This is a genomic window from Arthrobacter sp. alpha11c, assembly GCF_054149985.1.
The window spans coordinates 4,844,406-4,865,710 of sequence record NZ_CP196747.1 but is presented as its reverse complement, the minus strand read 5'-3'; the positions used below and the strand labels follow the sequence as shown (position 1 = coordinate 4,865,710).

Sequence of the window (21,305 nt, the reverse complement as noted above, 5' to 3'; positions counted from 1 at the left end):
TGCCCCCGACCGATCCGACGAGGCCGGCAACCTGCTTGTTGGCCAGGAGCCAGGCCAGGATTTTTCAACGGAAGAATCGGGCTACCGGAAGACCCTCAAGCCCCGACAGATCCAAATGATCGCCATAGGCGGCGCGATCGGCACGGGGCTTTTCATGGGAGCCGGCGGCCGCCTCAATGGTTCAGGCCCGGCCTTGGTCCTGGTGTATGCGGTGTGCGGATTTTTTGCCTTCCTCATCCTGCGCGCATTGGGCGAGCTTGTTCTCTACCGTCCGGCTTCGGGCTCGTTCGTTTCTTACGCCCGTGAGTTTTATGGCGAGAAAATGGCGTACACGGCTGGCTGGTTGTACTTCCTGAACTGGGCCATGACCTCAATCGTGGATGTCACCGCAGTGGCGCTTTACGTGAAGTTCTGGGGCCAGTTCTGGCAGCCGATCAATGACGTCCCGCAGTGGCTCATCGCCCTCATCGCCTTGGTGGTAGTGCTGGCCTTGAACCTTGTGTCGGTGAAGATCTTCGGCGAAATGGAGTTCTGGTTCGCCCTCATCAAGGTGGGTGCGCTGGTGGCCTTCCTCGTCGTCGGAATCTGCTTCATTGTCCTTGGTGGGCGGACGGACGTGGGCGTTCCCGGCCTGAACGTCATTGCCGATAACGGCGGCCTCTTCCCCACGGGCGCGGTGGCCCCGCTCCTGGCGATCAGCGGCGTCGTCTTCGCGTACGCAGCTGTTGAGCTGGTGGGCACCGCCGCTGGCGAAACCGCCAACCCGCACAAGGTCATGCCCAAAGCCGTCAACACGGTGGTGCTCCGTATCGGCATTTTCTACGTCGGCTCGGTCCTGTTGCTCTCCCTTCTGCTGCCCTTCACGTCCTACAAGTCCGGCGAATCGCCGTTCGTGACCTTCTTCTCGCACCTCGGCGATCCCCAGGCCGGCGCGATCTCGGCCTCCGTGATGAACTTCGTGGTTCTGACCGCCGCCCTCTCGAGCCTCAATGCTGGCCTGTACTCCACCGGCCGGATCCTGCGTTCCATGGCAATCAAGGGCTCAGCTCCCCGCTTCACCGCCCGCATCAGCGCTTCCGGTGTCCCTTACGGCGGCATCCTGCTGACTGCCGTCATCACGTTGATGGGCGTGGGCCTGAATGCGATCGTTCCGTCGCAGGTCTTCGAAATCGTGCTCGAGGTCTCTGCGCTGGGCATCATCGGCGGTTGGGCCACCATCATGCTCTGCCACATCAAGTTGCAGGCGTGGGTGCGGAGCGGCAAAGTCGTCAGGCCCGCATTCCGGCTCTTCGGCGCTCCCTTTACTTCCTATCTCACCCTAGGATTCCTGGCCTTTGTCCTGATCACCATGGGCTTCTCGGAAACAGGCCGATGGGTGCTCGCTTCCCTGCTGGTACTGGCACCGCTGCTGGTGGGTGGCTGGTATGCCCACCGTGGCCGCATCCGTAATGAGCAGTCCGCTTTGAACCCGCCCTCAGTTTGAAAGAGAAAACACGTCACATGAGCACCCTCTCCCCCCTTCCAAAAATTGGCACGCCCAGCCGCGCCTGGAGGTCGCGCGCCGATGCTTGGGAGTTCCTGGGATATGCCATCAAGCAGCTTGCCTTGGACCGTCACGCCGGATCGTCCGACTCAGGTTTGCACTCCCAGATCAGCCGGACTTTTGCTCTCCTTGATGCCGTGGAGCCCTACTGGGCGGAACCGGGCGTTGCGGCCGTGGCGCAGTTGCGCCAATTGGTCGACGACGGCGACCCCCACGCCGCGCTGGAACTTCTGGGCGGTTTGTCGCACCTTCCCCTGGCTTCCGGAGCGGAGCAAGGTTCAGTTTCCGGGGTTCTCCCGGAGTCGCCGGAGGACGAGGCCGCACAAGCCGAGCAGGCCGACCGTCCTCGCTTTGAGGTTCTGGTGGTGGACAACATCACGGCCCAGGAAGCGGAGTCGCTCAAGAACAACATGGCAGCCCAGCGCCGCCCATCCGATGCTTTCACGTACGAAATCAATGTTGTTCCCAGCTACGAAGACGCGCTGGTCGCCGTCCTGCTTAACCCCGATATCCAGGCGGTGATCCTGCGTCCGGGTTTCTCCGTTCGCAGCTCCCAGCAGCTGGGCAGCGACCTCCGCCGGTTCCTGGCAGGGCACACTCCCGAAGGCCTGCAGGCCTTGCGGCCCGTCAAACGGATCCTGGGCCTGGCCGAGGAAATATCCGGTCTCAGGCCTGAGCTGGATGTCTACCTGGTTGCAGGCGTCTCCATCGAGTCCCTGGCCGGATCATTGACCAGGAAGTTCCGAAGGATTTTCCGCAGGCAGGATCACCTGGATCTGCACTTGTCCCTGTTGTCCGGGGTTGCAGAACGCTATGAGGCTCCGTTCTTCACAGCCCTGCTGGATTACAGCCGGCGGCCTGCAAGCGTCTTCCACGCGCTGCCCATTTCGCGTGGCGGGTCCGTAGGGAACTCCCCCTGGATCCGGGACATGGCTGATTTTTACGGGACAAACCTGCTGTTGGCAGAAACCTCGGCAACGTCCGGCGGCCTCGATTCCCTGCTGGACCCGCACGGATCCATCAAGCAGGCGCAGGACCTCGCTGCCCGGGCCTTCGGAGCGCAGAGAACATACTTCGTGACCAATGGCACGTCCACGGCCAACAAGATCGTTCATCAATCCCTGCTGGCCCCCGGGGACGTCGTGCTGGTTGACCGGAACTGCCACAAGTCCCACCACTACGCCTTCGTGCTCGCCGGAGCCCGCGTTTCATATCTGGATGCCTACCCCTTGGACAAGTACGCGTTCTATGGCGCTGTGCCCTTGGCCAGTTTGAAGCGCAGGCTGCTTGAGTACCGGCGGGCCGGACGGCTGCACGAAGTCAAAATGGTCACGCTCACCAACTGCACTTTTGACGGAATCGTTTACGACGTCGAGCGTGTCATGGAGGAATGCCTCGCCATCAAACCTGACCTGGTGTTCCTCTGGGACGAGGCATGGTTCGCCTTCGCTCGCTCCCACCCCATCTACCGGCGTCGAACGGCTATGGCTTCAGCAGCTGCCCTGGAAGCCTCTTTCAGCAGCCCTGCGTACGCTGCCCGGTACGCCGAGCAAGCAGCGGCCCTGCATGACCCTGCCACCGGTGAACCACTTGATGACGAGGCGTGGCTGAACAGGCGGCTGATTCCCAACCCTGCCAAGGCACGCATCAGGGTTTACGCCACCCAGTCCACGCATAAGACCCTGACGTCCTTGCGCCAAGGTTCCATGATTCACGTGTACGACCAAGACTTCATGGCGTCCAACCAGGAGTCCTTCCGCGAGGCGTACATGACCCACACCTCCACCTCGCCCAACTACCAAATCCTGGCTTCCCTGGACATTGGCCGGCGGCAGGTGGAGTTGGAAGGTTTTGGTTTGGTCCAGAGGCAATCCGACCTCGCCGTCTCCGTCGCACAAGCAGTCGCACGGCATCCCCTGCTGAAGAAATACTTCCGGGTGCTGACTTCGCGGGACCTTATTGAGCCCCAATACCGGGAAACCAGCGCCGCCATGCCACTGCGCGAGGGATTGGCGGAACTTGAGGACGCCTGGCAGCGCGATGAGTTCGTCATTGATCCCAGCCGCCTCACGCTGGACATCAGCAGGACAGGAATCGACGGCGACACGTTCCGCCACAGCTACCTCATGGACGATCACGGAATCCAGGTGAACAAGACGTCCCGGAACACCGTGCTGTTCATGACCAACATCGGCACTTCGCGGAGTTCCGTGGCGTACTTGATCGAGGTCCTGGTCAAACTCGCCGAGGGATTCGAAAACCCCCATCCATCATCGCGACCCCGCACGGTGCCTGTGCTTTCGCCCGCGTCTTCGGCCGTGTCTTCGGTGCCCGGAGGCTCAGCGGTGGTTGGTACGCCGCCACTCCCGGACTTCAGCACGTTCGCGGCGCGGTTCCGTGTGGACGACGCCTGTGAAGACGGCGATATCCGCGCAGCCTACTTCGAAAGCTACAAGCCTGAATCCACGGCCTACTTGTCCGCCGACGAACTGGCCCTTGCGGTCCGTGCCGGGCAGGAAGTCATTTCCGCCGGCTTCGTCACACCGTACCCGCCCGGCTTCCCCATCCTCGTCCCGGGCCAGGTCATTACCCGGCAGACGTTGGAGTTCATGGCTGCTTTGGACACCCGCGAGATCCACGGTTTCGATCACGAACGTGGTTACCGGGTTTTCGTGGACGGGTCTGGTGTTTCGGGGTCTGTGGTTTCGGGGTCCGGCTCGTCGGAAGCTGGTGTTACGGACACGGCTGTTGCAGCGGCGGGCATCGGGCGGCTGCCCGCCGCGTCGTAGGACTGGCCGGATACCTGCGCAGAGTGCGTTAGGCGCTTTGGCGGGCCCAACCAAAAGCAGGTGCGATGTACTTCGCGACGTTCCCCAGGAGCTTCGCGTTGTACTCCACCCCGAGTTGGTTGGGCACCGTCAGCAGGACAGTATCGGCAGCTTGGACGGCTGCATCGGCTGCGAGTTCTTCTGCCAGGTCATCCGGCTCCCCGATGTAGCTCTTCCCGAAACGGGACAACGCGCCGTCGAGAATTCCTACCTGGTCCTGCCGGTCCGCTTGGGCGCGAAGGCCGAAGTAGCGGTTGTCCACCTCATCGACGATCGGCAGGATGCTGCGGCTGACTGAAACGCGGGGCTCGAACTCGTGCCCGGCAGCTGCCCAGGCTTCGCGGAACATGTGGATCTGCTCGGCTTGCAGTTGGTCGAACGGGACTCCGGTATCCTCGGTCAGGAGTGTGGAACTCATGAGGTTCATGCCCTGCTCGGCGGCCCAGACCGCCGTCTTGCGGGTGCCGGCACCCCACCAGATCCGTTGTGGAAGTCCCGGGGAGAGCGGCTGGACAGGCAGAAGACCGGTGGCTCCGCCTGCGTAGTGGGGATCAGCTTGGGCAACCCCGTGCCCGGCAATGGCCTTGCGGAAAAGTGCCGTGTGGCGCCGCGCCATATCGCCCGTGTCCTCGCCCTCGTTGGGAACATAGCCAAAGTTGGCGGCTCCGTTCAGGGCAGGCTCGGGTGAACCACGGCTTACGCCAAGCTGAAGCCGGCCGTCGCTGATCAGGTCCGTGGCAGCAGCCTCCTCCGCCATGTACAGCGGGTTCTCGTAGCGCATGTCGATCACGCCGGTGCCCATCTCGATGGTGCTGGTCCGTGCGGCAATGGCGGCGAGCAGCGGGAACGGGGAGGCTTGCTGCCGGGCGAAGTGGTGCACACGGAAGAAAGCGCCGTCGATCCCCAATTCCTCTGCGGCCACCGCCAGTTCGATGCCCTGCTTGAGTGCTTCACCGGCCGACGGAACGAGCGAACCAGGGACGCGCGCCCAGTGGCCGAAGGAAAGGAAGCCGATCCGTTTGTTGTGCATGCCCGGGACAACAGCCGTGGGCGCCGGGGAATTCCTCAGTCGGCGCGTCGGTAGTGCATGGCGACCGCGCCGTTGCTGAGCGGCTCGGCCGAGATCAGTTCGAGGCGCCTGGTGCTGGGCAGTCCGCCCTGGTACAGAGTGGGACCGTGGCCGGTGATCATGGGGTGGACCAGGAACTTGTACTCGTCGATGAGGTCCAGTCGGTCCAGCTCGGTGGCAAGTTTGCCGCTGCCGACAAGAACGCCGTGAGGAGTCCCCTCCTTGAGATCTTGCACCGCAGTGCGCAACTCGCCGACGAGGTGATGGCTGTTGGTCCACGGGAAGTCGCTACGGGTGGCCGAGACCACGTATTTGGGCTTGGTCTCCAGTTTGAGGGCCCAATCGCGCAGGGCGGGCGGCGCATCGACGTCGCCACGGGCCACCAGCGGCCAGTAGTCCTCCATCATTTCGTACGTGGTGCGGCCCCAGAGCATCGCGCCGCTCTCCTCCAGGAGCCGGGTGAAGTGGGCATGCGTCTCGTCGTCAGCGATGCCCTCCCGGTGGTCGACGCAACCATCCAGTGTGACGTTGATGCTGAACGTTAGAAGGCCCATGCGGTGATTCTAGGGGCAGCCAAAAGCAACGCGGGGTCACATACGGCCCATGCTTGGCGTAAACATGGGCCATATGTGACCCCGCGTTGCTTTAAAAAGGGGGGGCGCTTAGCGGCTGCTACCCGCCAGCAGACCGCGACGCTGCAGCAGGCGCTTCTCGATCGGGCCGAATACGAGGAGCTCGATCAGGATGCCCACAGCCAGGATCAACAGGATCGCGGACATGACCACCGCCATGTCGGACAGCGCACGTCCTTGGTCAAGCAATGAGCCCAAGCCGAAGCCAATGGTGCCACCCACAGCGATGATTTCCGCGGCCATCAAAGAACGCCAGGAGAAAGCCCAACCCTGCTTCAATCCGCCGATGTACCCGGGAAGTGCTGCGGGAAGCACGATCTGCAAGGCCATTTGGAGCCGGTTCGCGCCGAGCACAGTCCCCACGCTGCGGTATTGCGGCGGGATCTGGTCCACACCGGAGATGAGGCCATTGATGATCGACGGAATGGCACCCATGAGGACAACGAAGTAGACGGTGGCATCGGTCAGGCCGAACCAGATGATCGCGGCCGGTACCCAGGCCACGGACGGAAGGACCTGAAGCCCGGAAATCAGCGGGCCAAACGCACGGCGGAGAGGAGCAACCTGTGCCAGCAACAAGCCCACGGGCGTAGCAACTACTACCGAAATCAGGAAGCCGATCAACCCGCGCTGCAACGAGGTCCATACCGATTCCTGAACCCTGCCTTCGCCCCAGAGCGTCACCAGCTGGTTGAGCACATCAAGGGGCCCGGGCACCTGGTCACGGCGCTTAAGGCCGAGTGAAACGTAGAACTGCCAGGCGAGGACGAGAACTACCAAGGCAGCGATCGGCAGCAGTACGCGCTTCCATTCGATACCGGCTTTGCGTCCGGTATCGGACTGGAGGTTGTCCAAGCCCGCTTCGAGATCGCGCAGTTCGGAGGGGTTGCCCTTCAAGGACGGCGACGTAATGTGCTCGCTGGATTCGCTCACGGGCAGGGTCCGCTCTTGGGTAGTGGTGGGGTTACTTGGCATGGCGGCGGATCTCCTCGCGTAGCCGGCGGGTAATGACTCCGGTCAGCTCCCCAGCACGACCAGCATCAGTTCGGTGTTCTTCGGTCACATCCCATTCGGCCACGACACGTCCGGGACGCGAGGACAAAAGCAGCACGCGCTGGCCCAAGCGGACAGCCTCACGAACGTTGTGCGTCACGAACACGATGGTGCGGCCGGTTTCCTTCCAGATCCGCTCGAGCTCGTCATGCAGGAGATCGCGGGTAATCGCATCAAGGGCCGCGAAAGGCTCGTCCATCAACAACAGCTGCCGGTCCTGCGCCAAAGAACGGGCAAGGGCAACGCGTTGCCGCATGCCACCGGACAGTTCGTGCGGACGCTTGTCGCCGGCGCCGCCGAGGTGCACCAGTTCCAGCAATTCGGTTGCCCGTTCGCGGCGGCTGGCTTTGGTGCTGGACTTGTCAGCCAGCTGAAGTGCGAGCTCGATGTTGCCGCGCGCTGTCAACCACGGGAACAGTGCCGAGTCCTGGAACATGAAGGCCGCGCCGTCGCTGGGCACCTCAAGGGCGCCCGACGTCGGATGCTCAAGTCCCGCCATGATGTTCAGTAGCGTGGACTTGCCGCAGCCGGACGCACCGAGGAGGGCGACGAACTCGCCCTGCGCGATCGTGGCATTGACGTCGTCCAGCACCGGGGCGCCGTCGCCGAAGCGCTTGCCCAGGTTCTCGAGTACGACTGGCATGGTCCCGTCCTTCGTGTTGATTGGTAGAGCTGATATGGCTGAAGGCTGGCCCGCTCCCCCACCCGTATTCCAGAGGGGAAGCGGACCAGCCGATTAGTGCTTAGTCCTGGCCGAGACCTGCAGCGGATGTCTTCTTGCCCTCTACTTCGTTCAAAGCCCGGAGGTCGAAGATGCCGTTGATATCGGCAGCCTTGGTGGTGCCGGCGTCCACGCCGTCCTGGAGGAGCTTCTTGTACGTTCCGGCGAGCGGATCAGTGGTGAAGGTGATGTTCTTCAGTGCGCGGTCGATCACGTTGGCGGGAAGCGGCTTGCCAGCCGTGTCCTTGAGGACGGCGTTAATGGTGCTGGCCTTCTCTTCAGGCGAAGCGGAGTTCAACCAGTTCACGGATTCAACGTGGCCCTTGAGCAGTGCCTTCACAGTCTCCGGGTGCTCAGCGGCGAACTTCTTGTTCACGATCAGGATGGTGGTGGTGAATTCGCCCTTGTCCCACAGGTCCTTCTCGTCCACGAGTACCTTCGCGCCTGCTTCGAGGACCAAACGGGAGGCCCACGGCTCAGGCAACCACGCGCCGTCGAGCTTTCCGTCCTGGAAGAGCTTCAGCGTCTGGGCGTTTTCGGTCGGGTTGATGTTGACGTCGCCGCTGCCGTCCGGGTTGGTCTTGTAACCCTGGTGGCCCAACCATGCGCGAAGGGCTACGTCCTGCGTTCCGCCAAGCTGCGGCGAGGCGAGGACCTTGCCCTTGAGGTCTGCCGCGGAGTTGATTTCGGGCTTGACCACCAGCTGGGCTCCGCCTGCTGCGGCGCCGGCGATGATGCTGACGGACTCGCCGTTGCTCTTGACGAAGGAGTTGATGGCCGGGTTGGGGCCGATGTACGTGGCGTCGATGGCGCCGGCGTTCAATGCCTCGATCGCGGCAGGGCCGGCGTTGAAGATCTGGGTGCTGAGCTTGGTATCGCCGAGGTCCTTGGCGATGATGCCCTTGCTGATGCCAACCAGGGCCGGGCCGTGCGTCACGTTGCTGAAGTAGCCGAGCTTGAGCTCAGCAGCCGGCGACGTGATGGGAGCCGGCGCGGCCTGGTTGTTCTGGGAGACGGCGGAGGCCACCGCTGCGCCAGCACCGATGAGCAGGGCCAGGCCGATGGCCAGGCTGATCTCAAGGGTGCGGCGGCGCTTGGGCTTGGGCGCGGTCTCACCGGCGACGATGCGGGTGGTGCCGGAATCCGGCTTCTGTGACTCGGGGGTGTTTGCCATTGGGGAGGTCCTAAGGAGATGTGGGATGCGAAGGGGGCGAAGATCAGGCCCCGTAACATCGCCCGTTCGGGGCAAGGAAGGACCATTCCGGAAAGGTCATGCCTTCACAGTAGGGACTGTCATATTTCGGCTTCAATCCCATGGAAACCAAGGTTCACGCAGGGTCACGTGACGTCATATTCGGCGCCAGGCCTTCAAAGTTGCATCGCGTTGTGCGGCACGTACGTTCATGAAGGGTCACCTTGCGTCATGTTTGCTGCCAGCTCGGCAATGTCGCGCGGCGTCGTGCGGCAGCAGCCACCGATCAGCCGGGCTCCCCGCTCGCGCCACTCAGCGGCGTTCCCGGCGAGGGTAGTTGTGCCGTGACCACCCGCGGAAGGGCCCCACGTCTTCGTAACGGCATCGTAGGTCTCCCCGGAGTTCGGGTATGCGACCAACGGTTTGTCCGATACTTCGTTAAGCGTCCCAAGCGCCGACGTCACCAGCTCCAGCGGCACACAGTTGACCCCGACGGCGGCCACGCGCGGTTCCGTCCGGAGCAGCGCAGCCACTTCAGCCAGCGGCGTTCCATCGCTGATGTGTTCCGCGTCCCGCAGGGTGAACGTGAACCAGGATTCGACGTCGAACTCTGCCACGAGCGCCAACAGAGCCTCCGCTTCGGCGAACGAGGGAAGCGTCTCGCACGCCAGGAAATCGGCACCGGCCTCCACAAGTGCGGCAATGCGTGGACGGTGGAAATCCATGAATTCCGTGCGGGTCAGCGTGTAATCGCCCCGGTATTCGGAGCCGTCAGCAAGGTAGGCACCGTAAGGGCCCACTGATCCTGCCACCAGGAGCGGGCCGCTGGAAGGGTTTGCCTCGGCGTGCTCGCGCCGCGCTTCGTCGGCAAGCTGCACGCTCAACGCCACGAGCTCCAAGGCCTCGCGCTCCCCCAGGCCGCGACGCGCGAACCCCTGGGGAGTGGCCTGGTAGCTGGCCGTGATGGCCACGGAGGCACCGGCGTCGAAATAGTCGCGGTGAACCTGCTTGATCAGGTGCGGCTGCTCCAGCAGAACCTTGGCGGACCACAAGGCGTCCTCAAGATCACAGCCATGGGCCTCCAATTCCGTGGCAAGGGCGCCATCCAGGACGAGGTCCTCGCCGGAGTCCAACAAGGTGCTGAGTGCGGTGTTCTGTGGCATGTAGTGATCTTCCTGCTTAATCGCTCAATGAAAAAACCGCAGCTTGTTCGAAATCCCCGCCGTACAAGGCCGGGAAATTCGAACAAGCTGCGGTCTATCTGACTCTTCGACCTTAGATGACGTAACGCTCGTCCTCGTGGTCGCCCGGGTGGTCCTTGACCAGGCCGGCGGCAAGCGTGTTGCCGTCCATGGGATCGATCACCAGGAAGGCGCCCGTACGGCGGTGGTGCAGGTAGTTCTCCAAGGGCAACGGAGCAGCCAGGCGAAGCTGGGCGTGTCCGATGTCGTTGAGCTCCAGGCTTGAAGCAGGCTCCACGTTGAACGTGGCCAGGTCCAGCTTGCCGGTAACGTTGCGGACCAAAGCCTGGACAGTGCGCGTACCGTGCTTCACCAGAACCTTCTGGCCTTCACGCAGGGGCTTGGGTGAAAGCCAAGCCAGCGACGCATACAGGTCAGCCGTGCTTTCGCGGACCGTGCCTGCGGCAGCGATGGTGTCGCCACGGGCAATATCGATCTCGTCAGCCAAACGAACGGCAACGGACTGCGGAGCAGCCGCTTCCTGAAGTTCCTTGCCAGCGAAGTCGACGCCAGTAATCCGGGTGATACGCGGCTCGTGGCCAGGGCTGAGAACAGTGACTTCGTCGCCAACCTTGACGGAACCCTCGGTGATCTGGCCGGCGTACGCACGGTAGTCACGGTAGGCCTCGACATCCAGCCCGCCAGCCACAGCATCAGGCGCCAACGCACCCTGCGGCCGGATCACCAGCTGCACCGGGAAGCGGAAGCTCTCCAGTTCAGCCTCGAGCTCATCGGCTGCCGGGAGGGTTTCAAGGACCTCAAGCAGCGCAGGACCGGTGTACCAAGGAGTGCGCTCGGAGCGGTCCACCACGTTGTCGCCGTCAAGCGCCGAAACCGGGACCACCAGCAGGTCAGCGACGCCATCGGAACCAAGTCCCAGCTCGCGGGCAACCTTCTGAACGTCGGTCTCGATGTCGCGGAACACCTGCTCGCTGAAGTCAACAAGGTCGATCTTGTTCACAGCCACGATGACGTGGGCAACGCGCAGCAACTGCAGCACGGACAGGTGCCGGCGGGTCTGCTCAAGAACACCCTTGCGGGCGTCAATGAGTACCACGACGGCATCCGCAGTGGACGCGCCGGTCACCGTGTTCTTGGTGTACTGAACGTGGCCGGGGCAATCCGCCAGGATGAAGCTGCGGCGATCCGTGGCGAAATAGCGGTATGCAACATCGATGGTGATGCCCTGCTCGCGCTCGGCACGCAGGCCATCGGTCAGGAGGGCGAGGTCGATCCCGCCCTTTTCGCCGCCGAAGCCACGGTCCGCTGAGGTGCGGGCAACGGCGTCGAGCGTGTCAGCAAGGATGGCCTTCGAATCGTGAAGGAGGCGGCCCACCAAAGTGGACTTGCCGTCGTCCACCGAGCCGGCAGTAGCGAAGCGGAACAGGGTTGTGGGCAGGGCTGTTTCCAGGCCGGCAGCCAGTGTTTCGATGCTCATTTAGAAGTAGCCGTCCTTCTTGCGGTCTTCCATGGCTGCCTCGGAGATGCGGTCATCTGCTCGGGTGGCGCCACGTTCGGTCAGGGTGGAGGCAGCGACTTCAACTACGACGTCGGCCACGGTGCGGGCATCGGACTCGACGGCACCAGTGCAGGACATGTCGCCCACGGTGCGGTAGCGAACCAGCTTGGTGATGACTTCCTCGTGCGGCAACGGCTCGGAAACCTCGCCTACCGCACGCCACATGCCGTCGCGGGCGAAGACCTCACGCTCGTGGGCGTAGTACAGGCCGGGGAGCTCGATGTTCTCGCGCTCGATGTAGCGCCAGATGTCCAGCTCGGTCCAGTTGCTGATGGGGAACGCACGAACGTGCTGGCCCACGGTGTGGCGGCCGTTGTACAGGTTCCACAGCTCCGGGCGCTGGTTACGCGGGTCCCACTGACCGAACTCGTCGCGGAGGCTCAGGATGCGCTCCTTGGCGCGGGCCTTGTCCTCGTCGCGACGGCCGCCGCCGAACACGGCGTCGAACTTGTTGCGCTGGATGGCGTCAAGCAGCGGAACGGTCTGCAGCGGGTTGCGGGTGCCATCGGCACGCTCGGCCAGTTCACCGCGGTCGATGAACTCCTGCACGGAGCCAACAACGAGCTTCAGGCCAAGGCGCTCAACGGTGCGGTCGCGGAAGTCGATGACCTCCGGGAAGTTGTGGCCTGTGTCCACGTGCAGGACCGGGAAAGGAACCTTGCCCGGCCAGAAAGCCTTGGTGGCCAGGTGCAGCATGACCACGGAATCCTTGCCGCCGGAGAACAGCAGCGCAGGCTTCTCGAACTCGGCGACGACCTCGCGGATGATATGAATCGCTTCGGACTCGAGGGTGTCCAGTGACGAGAGTCGCTCAGCTGAAGGGCCGCCGTGCCCGCTTCGCGATGCCCGCCACGCCGCGGCGGCCCCTTCAGCTTCGCTCTGCAACTGGTTCAACTCGAGGTCCTCGCTGGTTGTCTGGGTGCTCATGTGTGTAGTCCGCATTCTGTCTTGTCGGATCCTGCCCAACGGCCGGCGCGGGGGTCTTCGCCCGGGGCCACCTTGCGGGTGCAGGGCTGGCAGCCGATGGACGGGTAGCCCTGGCTCAGGAGGGGGTTGACGGGAAGGATGTTGTCCTCGGAGTACTCCACCAGCTGATCGAACGTCCAGTCGACCATCGGGTTCACCTTGACCAGGCCGAAGCCCTCGTCCCAAGTGATCACTGGCGTGTTGGTGCGGGTGGGTCCTTCGTCGCGTCGGACACCCGTGAACCACACCTCGTAGCCCGCAAGCGAGCGGCGGAGGGGCTCGACCTTGCGCAGCGCGCAGCACTGGGCGGGGTCGCGGGCGAACAGGTCCTTGCCCAGCAATCGGTCCTGCTGTTCCACGGTGTTCTCGGGGAGGACGTCCACCACGTTGACGCGCAGGTTCGCCGCTACTTCATCGCGGGTCTCGTACGTTTCCTTGAAGTGGTAGCCGGTTTCGAGGAACAAAACGTCGACGCCGGGAAGCTGGTCCGCGACCAAGGCCGGAAGAACGGCGTCGGCCATGGAGCAAGCCACGGTTACTGCGGGCAGCTCGAAGTTCCGGGCCACCCAGGCGATGACATCGCGGGCAGGCGCGTTCCAGCCAAGCTCTGCAGCTCCGGCTTCGGCCAGTGCTTTGAGTTCTTCGTGTGACCGCAAAGCGGGCCGTGCTGCGGTGTTCGGGAGCGTCTGGGGATCTGTCACTGGAGGTCTCCTTCGTCTGCGGAGAGCGCCCACTCTGCGAAGGTCTGGCCTTCGGCGCCAACGGCGACGAATTTGCGGACCACACGCTCCACGTAGTCGGGCAGGTTTTCGACCGTGACCTTGAGGCCGCGGACAGTACGTCCCAAACCGGCTTCCTCACGCTCGTTGTTAGCCAACCCGCCACCGAGGTGGACCTGGAAACCCGGGGTGGGGTCGCCGTCGGGCGTTGGCAGCATCATGCCCTTGAGCCCGATGTCCGCAGTTTGAATGCGGGCGCAGGAGTTGGGGCAGCCGTTGATGTGCAGGGACAGTGCCTGCGGGAGCTGCTTGCTCTCCACGAGGTCGGCCAGGCGGCGTTCCAGCTCAGCGATTGCCGTAGCTGCCGTGACCTTGGTTTCCACGATGGCCAGCTTGCAGAACTCGATGCCCGTGCAGGCGATGGTGCCGCGGCGGAACACGGACGGACGGGCGGAAAGGCCCAGCGTGTCCAATTCAGCGATGAGCGGCTCTACCTGCTCCTTGGCGACGTCCAAGATGACGAGCTTCTGGTGAGGAGTAGTGCGGAGTCGGTAACTGCCGTGCTTCTCCAGGGTGTCCGCCAAGGTGACCAGTGCCTCGCCGGAAGTGCGTCCCACGGTGGGGGTCACGCCGATGAAGAACTTGCCGTCCTTCTGCTCGTGAACACCGATGTGGTCTCCGGGAGCCGTGGGCTTGGGAGCGGCGGGGCCGTCCGGGAGCTTGAAGCCGAGGTATTCGTCTTCCAGGATCTGGCGGAACTTGGCGGGGCCCCAGTCGTTCATCAGGAACTTCAGGCGGGCCTTGGTACGCATGCGGCGGTAACCGTAGTCGCGGAAGATGCTGGTGACGCCGAGCCACACTTCAGCGGCGACGTCGGCCGAGACGAACACGCCAAGGCGTTCTGCCAGGCGCGGATTGGTGGACAATCCGCCGCCAACCCAGAGGTCGTAACCGGCACCGAGTTCGGGGTGGACAACACCCACCAGGGCGAAGTCGTTGATCTCGTGGACCACGTCCTGGGACGGGTGGCCGGTGATCGCGGTCTTGTACTTGCGCGGCAGGTTGGCCAGCTCGGGGTCGCCGATGAAACGCTCGGCGAGCTCGTGGATGAGCGGCGTGGGATCGATGATCTCGTCCTTGGCGATGCCGGCAACCGGCGAACCCAGGATGACACGGGGTACGTCGCCGCAGGCCTCAGTGGTGGACAGGCCGATGGACTCGAGCCGGCGCCAGATTTCCGGCACGTCCTCCACGCGGATCCAGTGCAACTGGATGTTCTGGCGGTCTGTGAGGTCGGCCGATCCGCGGGCGAAGTCCACGGAGATCTGGCCGATAACGCGCAGCTGCTCGGTGGTCAGCGCACCGCCGTCGATGCGGACGCGAAGCATGAAGTACTTGTCTTCGAGCTCGTGCGGCTCAAGTGTTGCGGTCTTGCCGCCATCGATCCCGGGCTTGCGCTGGGTGTAAAGACCCCACCAGCGGAAGCGGCCGTGGAGATCGGTGCCGTCGATCGAGTCGAAGCCCTCTTTGGAGTAGACAGACTCAATCCGCTCACGGACGTTCAGGCCGTTGTCTTCCTGCTTCCAGGTTTCGTTGGCGTTGAGCGGTTCAGTGCCATCAACCTTCCACTGGCCGTGGGGCTTGGCGGCAGGGCGGGTGCGTGCTGGGCGCGAGGGGACTGCGGAGTCCGCGGGCGCACCGGCTACAGCTGTATCTGTCATACGTCGACTTTAGGTGTGGCCAGTTTTGGTCAGCAAAGGTCCGGAAACGCTAAGTCACCTAGGGAAACATTTCGTCACGAACACGCCAGCGGCCTTGTCCCAAGGGTCTGTATATGCAGGTCCTTTTTGGGCTCTGACCGCGCAAATAAAGGTTAGGACGTCCTTGCCAGCACGGCGTCGTAACGCTCCAGTGCTATCTCCGCGAGAACCGGCGACGGCAGCAAGGGAGCCGTAACAATGTCCGCCCCAGCCTTGGCCAGCTGGTCGTGGAAATAACCCGTTGCGAGCAGGTACGAGGCGATGAAAACCCTGCCGTTTGCCCCGTCGTCGGCGAGTTCTGAACGCAAGGAGGCGACGCCGTCGGGCACTGTTGGTTTCGCGCTGGCACCGTAAGCCACCCGCACCTTGTTCGGCAGCAGTTCCGCGAGGAGTCGCGCTTGCTCCTCAGAGTCCACCGAGCCGTCCGGAAGGGACGATCCCGCGGCAGCCAGCAGCACGCCGTCGTTCTCCTTCAGCCCGGCGGCGCGCAAATGAGTGACAAGCAGCTCCGCCAAGCGCGGATCCGGACCCAGCGGCCTCGCGGCCACTACTTCCGGCCGGCTCTTGATCGCCTTGGGCACGTCCACCTTGATGTGGAAGCCGGTACTCAGCAAAAGCGGTACGACGACGGCGGCAGTCCCCTCGGGCAGGCCCTCCACCACGCCGGAGAGCTCAGGCTCCTGCACGTCCACGTACGCCTCAAGGACCTGCAGGCCGGGACGCTGGGCTTCAATTTCGGCGATGACACGGCGGATGGCGGCCTGGCCTTCGGCGTTGCGGGTTCCGTGGGCACAGGCGATCAAAACGGGGCTGTTCATGGGAGCTAGCGTAACGTTGAGCCAGCACCTACTGAGAGTCGCAGGCAGAAAGAACCCGTCCACTTGATTTCCATCGACATTGTCCTTCTGTGGCTTGACCTGGTCGGCGTGTTTTTCTTCGCGGTCTCGGGTTCACTGCTGGCGGCCCGCAAACAATTCGACATCGTGGGTTCGGTGCTCCTTGCATCCATTGTGTCGCTGGGCGGCGGTGCAATTCGCGATGTCGTTATTAACGCCGGCCCCCCTGTTGCTTTCACAAATCCGGTGTATTTGATCCCGCCCTTGTTCGCCGCGCTGCTGGTGTACTTCCTGTTCTCTTCCGTGCAGCGCTTCACATCCCTGTTAACACTGTTCGACGCCGGCGGACTGGCTCTGTTCTGCATCACCGGGACGTTGAAGGCACTCACGTCCGGCATGAATCCCGTGGCTGCGATCCTTCTGGGTGTCACCACGGCAGTGGGCGGCGGTCTGTTGCGCGACATCACCGCCAACGAGATTCCTACCCTTTTTGATGCCCGCGACATCTACGCGCTACCCGCTTTTGTGGGGGCTGGGTTGACCACCCTCCTCTGGCACCTTGGCCTGTTCAGCGGGCTCACCGCATGCTTAGTGGCCGGCATTGTTTTTGCCTTCCGCGTCACAGCCTGGAGGCGCAGCTGGTACGTTCCCCTGGCCGTGCGCGGATGGCAGCGTGCAGGCACCGGCGGGGGCGCAATTTCGGGTGCCCGCGATTAGCTAGGATAAGAGCATGACTGACATGTTCCTCGAGAAGTTCCGCGCGCTGGTCCCAAAGTATCTCGAGGATGAATGGCAGGAAGAAGACGGGCTCACCTCCGAGGAACTGGACGAGGCCCTCACCGACCACTCCTTCACCATCCCGCTGGTTCTGCGCGAGTTCTACCTCGCCCTAGGTGGCTGCGAAGACCTCATGGAGGCGTACCACTACTTCTGGGATCCCGAAGAACTCGAGGTGGACGACGAAGGCTTCCTCATGTTCCTGGAGGATGAAGAGGAACAATTCACCTGGGGCTTCCGCATTGCCGATGTCAGCATCCCGGACCCCATCGTCTGGCGCCGCAACAACGCCCGCGGCCAGTGGAAGAGCGAAGAAGGCACGTTCTCCGAGTTCGTCTTCGACATGTTCGAGTGGGCGTTCAACGACGAAGACTAAGTTTTGACTGGCAGCCCCTGCGCCCCCGATTTGGGTGGCGTGGGGGCTGTTTTGTTTGGCGGCCTGTGCGGCCACCACCCACTTTGAATTTGGAACTACCCTGACACGCCGCTTCGGGGGTGTGTCGCCGGAAAATTGGGGGTCAAAGTAGGTGGTTGCGGGACAAACTCACGACGGCGGAACCCACGCAGGCGCGTACCTCGCCGGCGCGAAGCGGCCAACTTCCCTGTTGAACAGGACTGCCATGACTTCGGCGACCATCCTCTCCGGGTGATGAACGACGTCCGCGTAGTAGTAATGGAGGCTCAATAGCCCTCTGCCCATGCCTGCGTTGTTCCTATACTGATCCTTCTTGACCTGTTTTCCCTCAAGGTGCGTGCCGCCGTCGAGTTCAACGATCAGGCATTCGTTTACTAAGCAGTCCACCTCCCCTACGCCCGGGATATCCACGTGCATCTGGACCCTAAGACCTGCCCGGGTGAAGTGGGTGTGCGCGAGTACTTCCAGGAGTGAGTCGGCCCGAGGCAGAACCAAGTCCAGGGTTTCCCGAACCTTGCCGTTCCTGTTGCCAGGCAGCTTTGATTCCAGGAAATCCTTGGAAAGGAGCGCCAAACTGACCGCGCTCTGCACCATGACCAGCGCCTCGAGTTCAGGCAAACATCGGAGGGCGTGGATCAGGACATCGGCCACGCCCGCTATAGGCAGATACGAGTGGACTGGGTGCAGGCAGGCTCCATGGTGGACTACACCCCGCCTCGCTTGTCCCGTGCTGCAGCTGAGATGGAGAGCGCCTGCGCCCCCTAGTGTCCAGAGACCATAGAAGCGCGCTGCCGAGATGCAGGTAATTAAGCCGTCGGCTCGAAAGGCGGCAACGACGTCGGGGTCTGATGCCCGGGACACGTAGACGCCGCGATGAAGGCGATTGACTACTCCGTCCCTCACTGCCTTTGTGAGCATGCGGCGACTAAAACCCGCAGTCATCAGGGTGGACGTGGTTGCTACTCCACGCCGGCTTCGGAGGAAATTGTCGATGTCCATACAGCCATGCTGAGTTCTTCGTGGCCTCTGCGATGGGCGCGAAGTCCCCTATGTGGATAACTGCCGCGTACCTCCCCCACCTGGTTTGGGGGCCCTGAGGTTGTGACACACCCCGAATCCGGCGAGTCCCTCCCTTCCAAAAATCCGAAGTTGGTGGTGGCGGATCGGCGCTTGGTTGTAAATCGCTCTGCGGGACCGCGAAAACCATTGACGGAAAGAGTTGCATATGTGACAGGATTGTCATAAGCTTTTTACGGATCCACTAAATGCCTCCGGTGGGTCTGATGCGAACGGAGATTGTGGTCCCGGTTCGGTGCAGCGTATGACTCGTAACGTTGCAGCGAGCCGGGGCCATTCCGTTTTTCCGGGGGACTAAAAGTTTGGGCGCGTACGGCCACCACCCACTTTGGTTCACCGATGGCACAACACACCGCAACCACCGGCGTGTCACAACGCCCGCAGCCTCAAAGTGGGTGGTGAGGGTACACCAAGGCCCCGGCCCAAAATGTGGGGAACAACAAGCAGGCGCCCGGCCCACGAAGGTCCGGACGCCTGCAAAAAGGAGGAGGCTAGCTGCTCCGGTCCACCACCGCGTGCGCGAAGTTCGTCAGCGACGTCTTCACAACGCCCTCCGGCAGCGGGGCCAAGGCAGCAACGGCCTCAGCGGACCACTGGCGGGCGATCTTCCAGGATTCGGTGGTCACCGGGTGCTCGCGCAATCCAGCTACGGCATCGGCAAGGGCGGCATCAGACGTCAAGTCCCCGTCCACAAGTTTCAAGAGCGCAGCCGCTGACGAATCACCTGCAGCAGCATCGCGGCGCAGCAACAGCACGGGCAGCGTCGGAACACCTTCGCGGAGGTCGGTGCCCGGGGATTTACCGGACTTGACCTTCACGCCTGTGACATCGATGACGTCGTCGGCAAGTTGGAAGGCCACGCCAACCTTCTCGCCGTACTCAACCAGGAGGTCCTCGTACGCGGGATCGGCACCGGCAAAGATCGCGCCAAGTTGGCCGGAGGCTGCAACCAGGGATCCAGTTTTGTCGGCGATGACGGACAGGTAGTGCTCCACGGCGTCTTCGTCCTCGCGCGGGCCGACTGTTTCGTGGAGCTGGCCGAGGCAGAGGCGTTCGAAGGTGCGGGCCTGAATGCCGAGAGCACGGGAGCCGAGCTCGGAGACGAGGATGGAGGCGCGGGCAAAGATGAGGTCGCCGGTGAGGATGGCCACGGAGTTGCCCCATACTTCGTGGGCGGTCGGAGCGCCGCGGCGGAACGGTGCAGAGTCCATGACGTCGTCATGGTACAGGGTTGCGAGGTGCGTCAGTTCAACCACAACTGCGGCCTGGACAACTTCAGGACGGGAAGCATCTCCAAGGTGCGCGCACAGCAGTGTGAGCAGCGGACGGATGCGCTTGCCGCCGGCTTCCACCAGGTGGCGCGACGTCGCGTCAGCCAGGGGGTCCGAGTTGGAGATGGCTTCGCGAAGCTTCTTTTCAACGCGGGCGAGGTTGGTGGTGATGGCCGGGCCGAGTTCGGCGTCGCCGGCGATGGCGGCAAAACCGGCGGGCAGCTGGAGGCCCGTTGCGATCGCGGTGGTGTTGGGGGCAGGCTCAACAGAGTCCGGCAGGCCGTGCCCGGCATGCGTCCAGCTGTGTTCGGCAGAGTTCGTCACGGCTTAACCCTAACTAGTTGTTGCGGAAACCGCGGTGTCGGAGTCTGCCGCCTTAAAAGGGCGGACAGAGGAAGTGTTGGACGTGGCCGGGACGAGCATCTCAAGGACGCGGATTACGCGGTCTTCGAAGCCCTTCGGGGACGGATCCGTGAGGTTGGCGAGCATACGCACCACAAAGCGCATCAACATCGGAATCGGCATACCCGTTCGCAGGGCAAGCTTCATCACGGCGGGCTTTCCGATCAAGGACGCAAACATTCGACCCAATGTGAAGTGCGATCCCCACTGGTCCCGCACATAGTCCGCGTACCGCGAAAGGTGGGCGTCGGCGTCGTCGGCGGTCCATCCGGCGGAGGCCGAACGTGAAGCAGAGTCAATCAGGAACTCAGCCGCGAACCGGGCCGACTCCATGGCGTAGGAGATGCCCTCGCCGTTGAACGGTGACACCATGCCACCGGCGTCGCCCAGCAGGAGCAGCCCGGGCGAGTAGTGAGGTGTGCGGTTGAAGCCCATCGGCAGCGCGGCGCCGCGGATCTCCCCCACCTGGTTTTCCGGCGTAAAGCCCCAGTCGGCGGGCATTCCACCGGTCCATTCGCGCAGGACCTGTTTGTAGTCCAGCTTGCCGAATTCCTTGGAAGAGTTCAGAATGCCGAGGCCCACGTTGGACGTTCCGTCGCCGACGCCAAACACCCAGCCGTAGCCGGGCAGCGGTTTGCCCGACTTGCCAGGGAGCTCCAGCCAGCCTTCCATCCAGTCGTCTTCGTGCCTGGGAGATGTGAAGTAGGTGCGAACGGCGACACCCAGCGGGCGGTCGTTACGCTTGTGCATACCCAGCGACACGGCGGTTCGCGTGGAGTTACCGTCCGCGGCGAGTACGACGTCGGCATGGAAGTCGCGCGTTTCGCCCGTCTTGCGTCCGGACTCGTCAAGGATGGAGGCCCGTGCGCCGATGACGCGACCGTCGTCGGACTGCAAGGCTGAAGTGACGCTGTGGCGTTCAAGCACGGCGGCGCCCGCGGCCTCCGCATGCCGAGCCAACGACTCGTCGAAGCCCAGACGGGTCCGAATCAGTCCGTACGTGGGAAAGTCTGAAACCTCGGGCCAAGGCAGCTCAATGGTACGGCCGCCCGCAATGAGTCGAAGTCCCTTGTTGCGGCGCCAGCCCTCGGACTCAGCATGAGGCAGTCCGAGCTTCTGGATCTCACGGACCGCGCGCGGGGTCAGACCGTCGCCGCAAACTTTTTCGCGGGGAAAGGAAGTCTTTTCCAGCACCGTGACATCAATGCTGGCCTGGGCGAGGTAATACGCGGCGGTGGACCCAGCAGGCCCCGCGCCAACAATCAGTACTTTCACGTCGTCCTA

18 protein-coding genes are annotated in these 21,305 nt (G+C 63.1%); 4 read left to right on the top strand and 14 right to left on the bottom strand.

Annotation, left to right across the window (positions count from 1 at the left end; all coding sequences use genetic code 11):
- Window positions 1-31 precede the first annotated feature (31 nt).
- Both ACTAQJ_RS22665 and ACTAQJ_RS22660 read left to right on the top strand, forming a co-directional pair.
- Window positions 32-1,483, top strand: coding sequence for an amino acid permease (locus ACTAQJ_RS22665; protein ID WP_498702243.1), 1,452 nt, complete (start codon window positions 32-34; stop codon window positions 1,481-1,483).
- 17 nt (window positions 1,484-1,500) lie between these two features.
- On the top strand, window positions 1,501-4,332 hold the full coding sequence (locus tag ACTAQJ_RS22660; RefSeq protein ID WP_498699600.1) for an aminotransferase class I/II-fold pyridoxal phosphate-dependent enzyme: 2,832 nt from the start codon (window positions 1,501-1,503) through the stop codon (window positions 4,330-4,332).
- A 28-nt stretch (window positions 4,333-4,360) separates the two neighbouring features.
- Here the strand turns inward: ACTAQJ_RS22660 and ACTAQJ_RS22655 are convergent, their stop codons facing one another.
- The 11 genes from ACTAQJ_RS22655 to ACTAQJ_RS22605 all read right to left on the bottom strand — a co-directional run bounded on the left by ACTAQJ_RS22655 (window position 4,361) and on the right by ACTAQJ_RS22605 (window position 16,124).
- Entirely contained in the window at window positions 4,361-5,401 is a 1,041-nt protein-coding gene (locus ACTAQJ_RS22655; protein ID WP_498699598.1) for an LLM class flavin-dependent oxidoreductase, read from the bottom strand.
- A gap of 35 nt (window positions 5,402-5,436) precedes the next feature.
- Window positions 5,437-5,994 carry a dihydrofolate reductase family protein gene (locus tag ACTAQJ_RS22650; protein ID WP_498699596.1) on the bottom strand — a complete coding sequence of 186 codons (558 nt, stop codon included), beginning with the start codon at window positions 5,992-5,994 and terminating at the stop codon, window positions 5,437-5,439.
- 108 nt (window positions 5,995-6,102) lie between these two features.
- Window positions 6,103-7,047 (bottom strand): ABC transporter permease, encoded by a 945-nt coding sequence (locus ACTAQJ_RS22645; protein WP_224088454.1) that lies wholly within the window; start codon window positions 7,045-7,047, stop codon window positions 6,103-6,105.
- Window positions 7,037-7,768: an ABC transporter ATP-binding protein gene (locus tag ACTAQJ_RS22640; RefSeq protein WP_224165081.1), complete on the bottom strand. Its 732-nt coding sequence runs from the start codon at window positions 7,766-7,768 to the stop codon at window positions 7,037-7,039. Before ACTAQJ_RS22640 ends, ACTAQJ_RS22645 begins: the two co-directional genes overlap by 11 nt.
- Before the next feature lie 100 nt (window positions 7,769-7,868).
- Window positions 7,869-9,020 (bottom strand): ABC transporter substrate-binding protein, encoded by a 1,152-nt coding sequence (locus ACTAQJ_RS22635; protein WP_498699593.1) that lies wholly within the window; start codon window positions 9,018-9,020, stop codon window positions 7,869-7,871.
- 227 nt (window positions 9,021-9,247) lie between these two features.
- Window positions 9,248-10,201, bottom strand: a complete 954-nt coding sequence (gene mmuM, locus ACTAQJ_RS22630) for a homocysteine S-methyltransferase (protein ID WP_498699591.1) — start codon at window positions 10,199-10,201, stop codon at window positions 9,248-9,250.
- 112 nt (window positions 10,202-10,313) lie between these two features.
- Window positions 10,314-11,717 carry a sulfate adenylyltransferase subunit 1 gene (locus ACTAQJ_RS22625; RefSeq protein WP_498699589.1) on the bottom strand — a complete coding sequence of 468 codons (1,404 nt, stop codon included), beginning with the start codon at window positions 11,715-11,717 and terminating at the stop codon, window positions 10,314-10,316.
- Entirely contained in the window at window positions 11,718-12,725 is a 1,008-nt protein-coding gene (gene cysD / locus ACTAQJ_RS22620) for a sulfate adenylyltransferase subunit CysD (protein WP_498699587.1), read from the bottom strand. It lies immediately after the preceding gene.
- Window positions 12,722-13,465: a phosphoadenylyl-sulfate reductase gene (locus ACTAQJ_RS22615; protein ID WP_442004536.1), complete on the bottom strand. Its 744-nt coding sequence runs from the start codon at window positions 13,463-13,465 to the stop codon at window positions 12,722-12,724. The genes cysD and ACTAQJ_RS22615 overlap by 4 nt, the downstream gene beginning before the upstream one ends.
- Entirely contained in the window at window positions 13,462-15,204 is a 1,743-nt protein-coding gene (locus ACTAQJ_RS22610; protein ID WP_498699585.1) for a nitrite/sulfite reductase, read from the bottom strand. Before ACTAQJ_RS22610 ends, ACTAQJ_RS22615 begins: the two co-directional genes overlap by 4 nt.
- A gap of 152 nt (window positions 15,205-15,356) precedes the next feature.
- Complete coding sequence (locus ACTAQJ_RS22605; protein ID WP_498699583.1) at window positions 15,357-16,124, bottom strand: sirohydrochlorin chelatase; 768 nt, start codon at window positions 16,122-16,124, stop codon at window positions 15,357-15,359.
- On the opposite strand from ACTAQJ_RS22605, the gene ACTAQJ_RS22600 reads away from it, so the two are divergent.
- The gene (locus ACTAQJ_RS22600) at window positions 16,125-16,796 is read left to right on the top strand and encodes a trimeric intracellular cation channel family protein (RefSeq protein ID WP_431116081.1); all 672 of its coding nucleotides are present in this window, start codon (window positions 16,125-16,127) and stop codon (window positions 16,794-16,796) included. It begins immediately after the preceding gene.
- Window positions 16,797-16,809: 13 nt separating this feature from the next.
- On the top strand, window positions 16,810-17,232 hold the full coding sequence (locus ACTAQJ_RS22595; RefSeq protein WP_431116082.1) for a hypothetical protein: 423 nt from the start codon (window positions 16,810-16,812) through the stop codon (window positions 17,230-17,232).
- Between the two features lie 168 nt (window positions 17,233-17,400).
- On the opposite strand, the gene ACTAQJ_RS22590 is transcribed toward ACTAQJ_RS22595, so the two are convergent.
- The 3 genes from ACTAQJ_RS22590 to ACTAQJ_RS22580 form a co-directional block, all read right to left on the bottom strand.
- Window positions 17,401-18,270: an endonuclease domain-containing protein gene (locus ACTAQJ_RS22590; protein WP_431116083.1), complete on the bottom strand. Its 870-nt coding sequence runs from the start codon at window positions 18,268-18,270 to the stop codon at window positions 17,401-17,403.
- Window positions 18,271-18,839: 569 nt separating this feature from the next.
- Entirely contained in the window at window positions 18,840-19,943 is a 1,104-nt protein-coding gene (locus ACTAQJ_RS22585) for a polyprenyl synthetase family protein (protein ID WP_498699581.1), read from the bottom strand.
- Between the two features lie 9 nt (window positions 19,944-19,952).
- Window positions 19,953-21,296 (bottom strand): geranylgeranyl reductase family protein, encoded by a 1,344-nt coding sequence (locus ACTAQJ_RS22580; RefSeq protein ID WP_498699579.1) that lies wholly within the window; start codon window positions 21,294-21,296, stop codon window positions 19,953-19,955.
- Window positions 21,297-21,305 lie beyond the last annotated feature (9 nt).